This window comes from Terriglobia bacterium (genome assembly GCA_036496425.1).
Classification (GTDB): Bacteria; Acidobacteriota; Terriglobia; order 20CM-2-55-15; family 20CM-2-55-15; genus 20CM-2-55-15.
Map to the genome: position 1 here is coordinate 1 of DASXLG010000219.1, position 8,859 is coordinate 8,859.

Sequence of the window (8,859 nt, forward strand, 5' to 3'; positions counted from 1 at the left end):
AGGCCGAGACGTCGTTGGCCTGGGTCTCGATGACGGGAAGCGCGGTCAGCGAACCGGCTCCATTGTCTTCGTTCAGCTTGGCGGCGCGCTCCAGCAGACGGCTGTGCAGATAGAACACATCGCCAGGATAGGCTTCGCGGCCGGGAGGGCGGCGCAGCAGCAGCGACATCTGGCGATAGGCGACGGCCTGCTTGGAGAGATCGTCATAGATGATCAGGGCGTGCATGCCATTGTCGCGGAACCATTCGCCCATGGCGCAGCCGGAGAACGGCGCCAGGAACTGCAGCGGCGCGGGTTCGGACGCCGTGGCGGCGACGACGGTGGTGTATTCCATCGCGCCGGCGTCTTCGAGCGTCTTCACGATGTTGGCGACCGTCGAGCGCTTCTGACCAATGGCGACGTAGATGCAGTAGAGCTTCGCCTTCTCGTCGGTGCCGGCATTCACGGTCTTCTGGTTGATGATCGCGTCGATCGCCACCGCGGTCTTGCCGGTCTGACGGTCGCCGATGATGAGTTCGCGCTGGCCACGCCCGATGGGAATCATGGCGTCGATGGCTTTAATCCCGGTCTGGAGCGGTTCCTTTACGGGTTGCCGGTCAATGACGCCAGGTGCAAGCCGCTCGATGGGTGAGCGCTGGTCCGTGGTGATGGCGCCTTTGCCGTCAATTGGCTGGGCCAGGGCATTGACGACGCGGCCAATCATCGCTTCGCCGACGGGCACTTCCATAATGCGGCCCGTGCGGCGAACTTGATCGCCCTCACGAATCTCGGTGTAATCACCAAGCAGCACGACGCCCACCTGCGTCTCCTCGAGATTCAGCGCGAGGCCCATGACGCCGTGTGGAAACTCGAGAAGCTCGCCGGCCATGACCTTCTCAAGGCCGTATACGCGGGCGATACCGTCGCCCACTGAAATGACGCTCCCGATTTCGCTGATTTCGACACCCGCTTTGTATTCCTCGATCTGCTCGCGGATGATCTTTGTAATTTCGTCTGCTTTAATCTCCATGAACTACTCCTCAACGAGGCGGCTTTTGAAGGCCTGCAGTTGCTGACGGACAGACCCGTCGTAAATCGTGCTCCCCACCTGCGCGATTACGCCTCCGATCAACGACGGATCGATGGCGATTTCCATTTGAACCTGCTTGCCTGTCATTTGCTCCAGCTTGTCGGTCAATTGCCGGTGCTGCGCCGGATCCAGAGAACGTGCAGCCGTGACACGGGCTCGAACGATGCCTGTACGATCATCGAGCAGTCTCTGGTATTCCTGAATAATTTCTTCCAGAACCGGCAGGCGATTCCGATCCGCAAGAATGTTTATGAAATTGGCAATGCGGCGATCGAAACCGAGCGCGCCGGAAATTTCCTTGAGCATCCGCTTGCGCCGTTCACCAGCCATCGTTGGATTCTCTAAAAAAATGCGGGCCTCAGGCTGGTCTTTCAAAAGCGCTGCAAAACCCTGCAGCTGTTGAAGGCCATCGGCGGCTTTGGATGGATAGAGGACATCCATCAGAGCTCGGGCGTATCGGTTTGCAGCTACAGACATCTCTCTCCCAGTTCCTGCCGTGCGATCACAAATTCTGAATGAACCGCACGATAATGCGCTTCTGGTCGTCCTGAGTCATTTCGGTACGAAGAGCATTGCCCGCACGGTCAATCACCTGATCTGCGACGTGTTCTTTAATTTCACGCTCCACCGCGCGTGCCACCCGCTCGATTTCCTGCCGGGACTGTTCGACCACGCGCTCGACCTCATGTTTCGCATCCGCAAGAATTTTCTCCCGCTCAGCCAGAGATTCCTGTTGCGCGGCGGCGCTCAGATTCTCGATTTCGCTGGTCAGGTTCGCCAATCGTTTTTCAATTTCGTCCATGCGCGCCTGCGCGCTGGTTTGCGCATCCTGGGCCCGCCGAAGGCCGCTGGCGATCTCTGTTTGCCGCGTCTTGAAGAATTCACTCATTGGCTTGCGCAGAAGGAACGCGAGTCCCGCGAAAAGAACAATGAAATTGGCCCATCGGGCTATCACCCGGACTGGACTTTCTTCATGTTGTGCTTCGGCGCCTGCTCCTTGTTCCTGGGCGCGGACAACCGATACAGATCCGCAGATCCACACGCTGAGTATCAGGAGAGCCAATATCTTCTTCATGAAATTAATCCCGCAGAATTGCAGTTGTGAGCTTCTTTGCGAGTGAGTCTACTTCGACAGCGATTTTTCTGCTTGCTGCTTCCGCTTCGGCAGTCAGACGGGCACGGCCTTCCTGGACCGCAGCCTCCGCTTCCTGTTTCGCCTTTGCAACAAGTTCCGCTTTCTCACTCAAGGCCTTATCGCGCTGAGCCTCCTGCTGCCGGTAAGCGTCATTCCGCGCGGCGCGCATTGCATTTTCATATTCCGCCGTCCGCTTCTCTACAACCTCAAGCCGCTTTCGAGATTCCTCCTGGCGGCCCTCGATCAGTTCGCGGCGGCGATTCAAAATCTGGACAAGCGGACCAAAGAAAAAGCGGCTGAGGAACAGATAGAGGATGATCACATACAGAACTGTGACCAGCATTGATAAATCAACGTTGAGCATTCAAACTTCTCTTTTTGGAGTGACGTGTCAGGCAGCCCCCGAGAGTCCCGACAAAAGGATGAAAAATAGCATCCAGTTACGTCAGTGTCAACTGCTGCTCCCGTTCAACGGCGACGAATCCGATCTCAACAGCGGGGAGGCCTTCGGATTGGAGTTTCTGGAGTAGACTCCCAGACGACCCTGGTTCGCAGAAAATCAGCAGTCCGCCTGAGGTCTGGGGATCAAAAAAGACGTTTTTGAGGTCCGCTGAAACAGAATCTGAAATCGAAATCTTCTTGCCAAAGAACTCTTCGTTACTGGTTAGACCGCCGGCACAGAACCCCATGCGGCTGTAGTCCAACGCGCCAGGTAGAAGCGGGAGGTTACGATGATCGAATTCCATGGAGACCGCGCTGGCTTTAGCCACCTCCACTGCATGTCCCGCCAGACCAAAGCCAGTGACATCGGTCATGGAATGGACTTGAAAGTCGACGGCAATTTCTGAGGCTCGGCGATTCAACTGCAGCATCGTGGAGACTGCAGCCTGGAGGTGTTCCGCCGCGGCTTTGCCGCGCTTACCCGCGGTCGTAATCAGTCCCGTACCGAGAGGCTTGGTCAAAATGATGCGATCCCCAACCTTCGCTCCTGTATTCTGCTTGATGTTTTTGGGATCGATGATTCCTGTCACAGCGTAGCCAAACTTGATTTCATCATCGCGGACGGAATGTCCGCCAAGCAGGGCCACACCGGCTTCCGTCAACTTGTCCGAACCCCCCCGCATAATGTCGCCCAGGATGCTGAAGTCGACGCCCTGTGTGGGAAAGCCGACGATCGACAACGCTGTTTTCGGGACACCACCCATTGCATACACATCGCTCAGGGAATTTGCCGCCGCGATTTGTCCGTACATATAAGCGTCGTCGACAATTGGCGGAAAATAGTCGACTGTTTGCACAACTGCAATGTCAGACGTAAGTTGAAACACTCCGGCGTCGTCGGAGTGTTCGTATCCGACAATAACTCCCGGCAGGTTTTGCCGAGGCAGCATCTTCAGTGCGAAATCCAGGGCCCCTGGACCGAGCTTGCCCGCTCAGCCAGCAGATCTGGCGTACTCTGTTAGTCTCATAAGTATTTTAGGTACAGTAACTTGTGACATCCAGCCGACTCATGATTGCCTCCCCTGCCGGGCCGCGGTTTTCTCGGCTGCATGCGCCGCAACGGTAGTTTCGTCGGGCCGTTCATCTGCCATACGTGTGCGCCCGTCGAGCAATGCCCCAGGGCTGATGGAAAGTACGGGGGTTTGGATATCGCCTCGAACGCGGCCGGTAACAGAAATCTCAACGCGGCGTTTCGCTTCAATCGTTCCGAGCACTTGCCCGTGGATCTCAACTTCACCCGCGCGAATGTCGGCATGCACCATCGCATGCTCGCCGATGATCAACGTGTCGCCAGTGGAAATGGATCCGTGAAAGTTCCCATCGATGCGGAGGGTCCCGGCGAACTCGAGTTCGCCGGTAATGTTGGTGCCTTTATCGAGAAACCCGGAAACCTGATCGGATGGCTTCACGCGAAACTTCATGCTCACTCCCGCGAGAGCTTGCGCGTTTAGAATTTCGCGCCTAACAAGCCCTCGTACAGTCGATTCATCTCTTCGAAAGAGTAGAAATGAACTTCTATCTTTCCCTTACCGCCATTCTCCTGCACGGTCACCTTTGTACCAAGAGTTTGCTCCAGAGCATGAATGGCGGCCGTCACGTTCGGATCCACGGCTTCGGAGGATCCGGCAGAGTCATCCTTCGCGCCGCTGGAATAACGCGACACCAGCACCTCCGCCTGTCGAACGGAGTAATTACCCTGGATGATCTTTCTGGCGGAGTCGAGTATCGCATTGAGGTCAGAGAGAGACAATAGTGCTTTGGCATGACCGGTACTGAGCTGGTTTTCACGCAGCCATTGTTGGACTTCGAGGGGAAGGCGCAGCAAGCGGAGCATATTGGCGACGGTTGCACGGTTCTTGCCGACGCGGCGAGCGACCTCTTCCTGAGTCATACCGAAATCAGAAATGAGTCTTTCATACGCCTGCGCTTCCTCTATCGGATTCAGATCCTCGCGCTGGAGGTTCTCGATGAGCGCGATTTCAAGGGAGGCGTGCTCCCCTGCTTCCCGTATGACTGCTGGAATGCGCATCAAGCCTGCGCGCTGGGAAGCGCGCCAGCGGCGTTCGCCGGCTATAAGCTGGAAAAACCCATCGTCCAGGGCAGTGACGACGACGGGCTGGATCACACCATGCTCGCGGATGGAGTCCGCAAGCTCATTCAGGGCATCCTCACTAAAATTTTTTCGCGGTTGATGCGAGTTCGGCAGTATGCGATCGATGTCAATTTCCCGAAGTTGTTCGCTTTCAATTTCCGGTGTGCCCAACAGGGCGCTCAAGCCCCTTCCCAAAGCCTTTCTCTGTGCCATGAATGATCTCCTTTGCGAGTCTGATATAGCTTTCGGCTCCCTTGGATTTGATGTCGTAGAGCAGAATCGGCCGGCCATGACTGGGGGCTTCACCAAGACGAACGTTGCGGGGAATGACTGTGTTCAGGAGTTGCTTCCCGAAAAAATTCTTCAGGTCGTCCATGATCTGACGGGACAGGTTGGTCCTGTCATCAAACATGGTGAGCACGACTCCTTCGATGCTCAGATCGGGGTGTCGCACCCGGCGGATCTGTTGGATCGTCTGCATCAATTCCGCGACGCCTTCCAGCGCGAAGTATTCGCATTGAATGGGAACCAGGACGCTGTTTGCCGCAATCAGCGCGTTGACCGTCAGGAGGTCGAGCGATGGCGGGCAGTCGATAAAGATGAAGTCATAGCTGTCGATGAATGGGCTTAACGCCGTTTTCAGGCGTTGATCACGATCGGGGTACTGGGCCATCTCAAGCGTCGCACCAACCAACTCGCGGCTGGCCGGAGCAATGAAGAGGGATTCCATCTCCGTTGGTTGCAGGATGGAATTGAGGGGTTCGCGATGGACGACAACGTGGTAGGTGGACCGATTGTATGTTCCCTTTCGAATACCCAGGCCGGAGCTGGCATTCGCCTGCGGATCGAGGTCGATCAAAAGGGTGCGCATATCGGCGGCTGCGAGGGAAGCAGCAAGATTGATGGCGGTGGTCGTTTTACCAACTCCGCCTTTCTGATTGGCAATGGCTATGACTTTTCCCATGGCTTGGCGACTCTACATTGTTCCACGTGGAACAGGAACCGAATTTGTTCCACGTGGAACAATAATGGGAGGCAGGACGGTCAGGGGAGGTCCCTGTTAGGCCGGAGGGTATGCGCTCGGCGCTCCTGATACGATCCAGACCCGAGTTCCGGTGATCGGGACGGTCAAGCTTTGGGTTGGTTCAAGGCCTGCGTATTCAACGGCCGACGAAGTAATCCATACTATCCTTGTCGTAGGCCGAGAAATCCGACGAATCAGAGCCAGCAACTGCGGGGTCAAGGCGACCGCCTGCAGTGAGATCCAGTCCGGAGCGGCGAGCTTCAAAGCAACATCTTCGAACCGGGCATGGTGGACTTCAACGTTTTTGAGGCTCAACGCCGCCGTCAGGTGCCGCAAAAATGCGGCCCGCTTACTTCGCGCTTCAATTAAGTGACACTCGCGAAAGCACCCTACGGCATTCAGCGCGATCGCTGGCGAGCCGTTTCCTGAGCCGATATCCAACAAACTGCCGTCGGCTTTCAGTTGCAATCCGATCCATATCGGCTCGGCTACCAGGCGGCGAACCAGCGCGGCACCCGCCAGACCGGTCAGGTTAATTTTTTTATTCCAGCGTGAGAGTTCCTCAACATAGGTCACGAGCGACGCTTTCTGCGGCTCCGTCAAATCGATCTGGAATTGTTGCAGCTCGGATTCGAGGATTTCGCAGTAAGACACGGCTCTGGCTGGGTTAGTGCGACGGCGGTTCGCGGCGGTTCTGCCGCATTTCGATGTGGAAAAGAAGGATCGAGATTGAAGCGGGCGTAATGCCGGGAATCCGGCTCGCCTGCGCGATCGATTGCGGGCGGATGCGGCTCAACTTCTCGACAATTTCCCGTGACAGGCCGGGCATGTTTGCGAAGTCCAGATCCGCAGGCAGCTTCTTCGACTCGGCTTTCCGAAGCTTCACGACTTCGCGCTCCTGCTCCTTCAAATAGCCTTCGTACTTGATGCCCGTCTCCAGTGAAACGATGTCCTCGCGGCGGACGGCTTCGACTTGAATAACGCCTCCGGCAATCAATTCCTCCAGGTGGATTTCAGGACGCCGTAAAAGGCTTATCAACGACGGTCGTTCGCGAAATTCAATGCCTCGGGAAACGAAAAACGCGTGACTGGTATCCACTCGTACGCCATCGAGCGATTCCTTCAATCGTTCGATGCGCGCCGCCCGATCCTGATACAGTTGCCAATGATCGTCTGTAACGAGGCCCACCCGCCGGCCGATCGGCGTGAGCCGCGCATCAGCGTTATCGATGCGGAGGTTCAGCCGGAATTCCGCACGCGAGGTGAACATCCGGTACGGCTCATTCGTGCCCTTGGTCACGAGATCGTCGATCATGATCCCGATGTAGGCGTCAGCCCGATCCAGAATCAGCGGATCTCGACCCTGCACTTTAGCTGCTGCATTGATGCCGGCGATAAGACCCTGGGCACCCGCCTCCTCATAACCCGTCGTACCATTAATCTGGCCGGCCAGAAAGAATCCCTCCACCCGTTTCGTTTCGAGCGAAGGGTGCAACTCCGTCGGCTGCACGAAATCGTATTCGATCGCATAGCCGGGCCGGATCATCTGCGCCGATTCGAGCCCCTTCATGCCCGCGAGTATCTCCCGTTGAACATCAATCGGCAGGCTCGTCGACATTCCGTTGACGTACACCTCATGCGTGTCGGTCCCTTCCGGCTCAAGAACGACTTGATGCCGGTCTTTATCCTGAAACTTGACAACTTTGTCTTCGAGCGAAGGACAGTATCGCGGCCCGGTGCCCTGAATCTGACCACTGTAGAGAGGCGACCGGTGCATGTTCCTGCGAATGATCGCGTGGACTCTTTCGTCCGTATGTGTGATGTAGCAGCAGATCTTGTTCTCGAGGGTCCGTGACGTACGGAATGAAAACGGCGTCGGCGAGGGATCACCCGGCTGTTGCTCGAACCCCGAGAAATCAATCGTCCGCCGGTCGAGGCGGGGCGGTGTTCCTGTCTTCAGCCGTCCCCACTCAAAACCGATATTGCGTATGCAGTTGCCGAGCGTGATGGATGCGGGTTCGCCATTGCGGCCGGCGGTGAACTGTTTCTCGCCGATATGGATCAACCCATTCAGGAAGGTGCCCGTCGTGAGCACGACCGAGCCGGCCGAAACGCGCCGGCCATCCAGCAATTCGATTCCGGCAATACGTCCACGATCGAAAAGTAGCTCGGTGACCTCCGCTTGCTTGATGAAGAGATTCGGCGTGTGCTCCAGAATCCGGCGCATTACATACCGATAACCGGCCTTGTCGGCCTGGGCGCGGGGCGACCATACCGCCGGACCGCGGCTGGTGTTCAATAGCCGGAACTGGATACCGGCTTCGTCCGCCGCCAGTCCCATGACACCGCCCAGGGCATCCATTTCCCGGACCAGATGACCCTTGGCAATGCCACCGATCGCGGGATTACACGACATCTGCGCGATCAGGTCGACGTTCATCGTGTAGAGCGCCGTGCTGAGACCCAGCCGCGCGGACGCGTGCGCGGCTTCGCAGCCTGCATGGCCGGCTCCTACAACAACGACATCATATTTCTCATCGAACATCGCTACTTCCCTATGCAGAACGTCGAAAAAATTCGTTCGAGAATATCATCTGTGATGACTTCGCCCGTCAATTCGTCCAAGGCACCCAGCGCCCGATACAGGTCGAGCAAGATCATTTCATGCGGAACCATTGCGTTTAATGCTTCGCCTGCTACCACAAGCGCTGCAACTGCTTTTTGAACAGCCTCGTGTTGCCGCGCACTCGTCAAGATCAAATCATCGGCCAGGTCCGTTTTTTGCGACAAGAGAAATGAGCGGAGCGCTTCGCGGAGCTCTGGGATTCCGTGACCCGTTTTAGCGCTCACAAAGATGCGGCGCGACCCATTCAGACTCGCCGGATCCAGTTGCCCGGGAAGATCCGACTTGTTGATCACAAGAATGTGGGGGATGCTCGCTGCCTTCTGCAGAACCTGCGCATCGTCCTGATCCAGACGATCCGATCCGTCGAGTACGACAAGCCCGAAATCCGATTCCGACAGCGTTTCGATCGCTC

Annotated in this window: 10 protein-coding genes and 1 pseudogene; all 11 read right to left on the bottom strand. The window is 56.7% G+C overall.

Annotated features, from left to right (window positions below):
- The coding region (atpA, locus tag VGK48_15810; GenBank protein ID HEY2382640.1) for a F0F1 ATP synthase subunit alpha at positions 1-1,009 on the bottom strand (1,009 nt) is incomplete at its 3' end.
- 3 nt (positions 1,010-1,012) lie between these two features.
- On the bottom strand, positions 1,013-1,546 hold the full coding sequence (atpH, locus tag VGK48_15815; GenBank protein HEY2382641.1) for an ATP synthase F1 subunit delta: 534 nt from the start codon (positions 1,544-1,546) through the stop codon (positions 1,013-1,015).
- A 25-nt stretch (positions 1,547-1,571) separates the two neighbouring features.
- Positions 1,572-2,144, bottom strand: a complete 573-nt coding sequence (locus VGK48_15820; protein ID HEY2382642.1) for an ATP synthase F0 subunit B — start codon at positions 2,142-2,144, stop codon at positions 1,572-1,574.
- Between the two features lie 4 nt (positions 2,145-2,148).
- Positions 2,149-2,568 carry an ATP synthase F0 subunit B gene (locus VGK48_15825; protein ID HEY2382643.1) on the bottom strand — a complete coding sequence of 140 codons (420 nt, stop codon included), beginning with the start codon at positions 2,566-2,568 and terminating at the stop codon, positions 2,149-2,151.
- A gap of 76 nt (positions 2,569-2,644) precedes the next feature.
- Positions 2,645-3,622: pseudogene (gene selD, locus VGK48_15830) on the bottom strand (selenide, water dikinase SelD).
- 90 nt (positions 3,623-3,712) lie between these two features.
- On the bottom strand, positions 3,713-4,126 hold the full coding sequence (locus VGK48_15835; protein ID HEY2382644.1) for a polymer-forming cytoskeletal protein: 414 nt from the start codon (positions 4,124-4,126) through the stop codon (positions 3,713-3,715).
- A 26-nt stretch (positions 4,127-4,152) separates the two neighbouring features.
- Complete coding sequence (locus tag VGK48_15840) at positions 4,153-4,968, bottom strand: ParB/RepB/Spo0J family partition protein (protein ID HEY2382645.1); 816 nt, start codon at positions 4,966-4,968, stop codon at positions 4,153-4,155.
- Complete coding sequence (locus tag VGK48_15845) at positions 4,949-5,761, bottom strand: ParA family protein (GenBank protein HEY2382646.1); 813 nt, start codon at positions 5,759-5,761, stop codon at positions 4,949-4,951. Before VGK48_15845 ends, VGK48_15840 begins: the two co-directional genes overlap by 20 nt.
- A gap of 96 nt (positions 5,762-5,857) precedes the next feature.
- On the bottom strand, positions 5,858-6,475 hold the full coding sequence (locus VGK48_15850) for an RsmG family class I SAM-dependent methyltransferase (protein HEY2382647.1): 618 nt from the start codon (positions 6,473-6,475) through the stop codon (positions 5,858-5,860).
- 13 nt (positions 6,476-6,488) lie between these two features.
- A complete protein-coding gene (gene mnmG / locus VGK48_15855; GenBank protein ID HEY2382648.1) occupies positions 6,489-8,366 on the bottom strand; it encodes a tRNA uridine-5-carboxymethylaminomethyl(34) synthesis enzyme MnmG in 1,878 nt (625 codons plus the stop codon).
- 2 nt (positions 8,367-8,368) lie between these two features.
- Positions 8,369-8,859, bottom strand: a 491-nt coding sequence (locus tag VGK48_15860; protein HEY2382649.1) for a tRNA uridine-5-carboxymethylaminomethyl(34) synthesis GTPase MnmE, incomplete at its 5' end; no start/stop codon positions are given.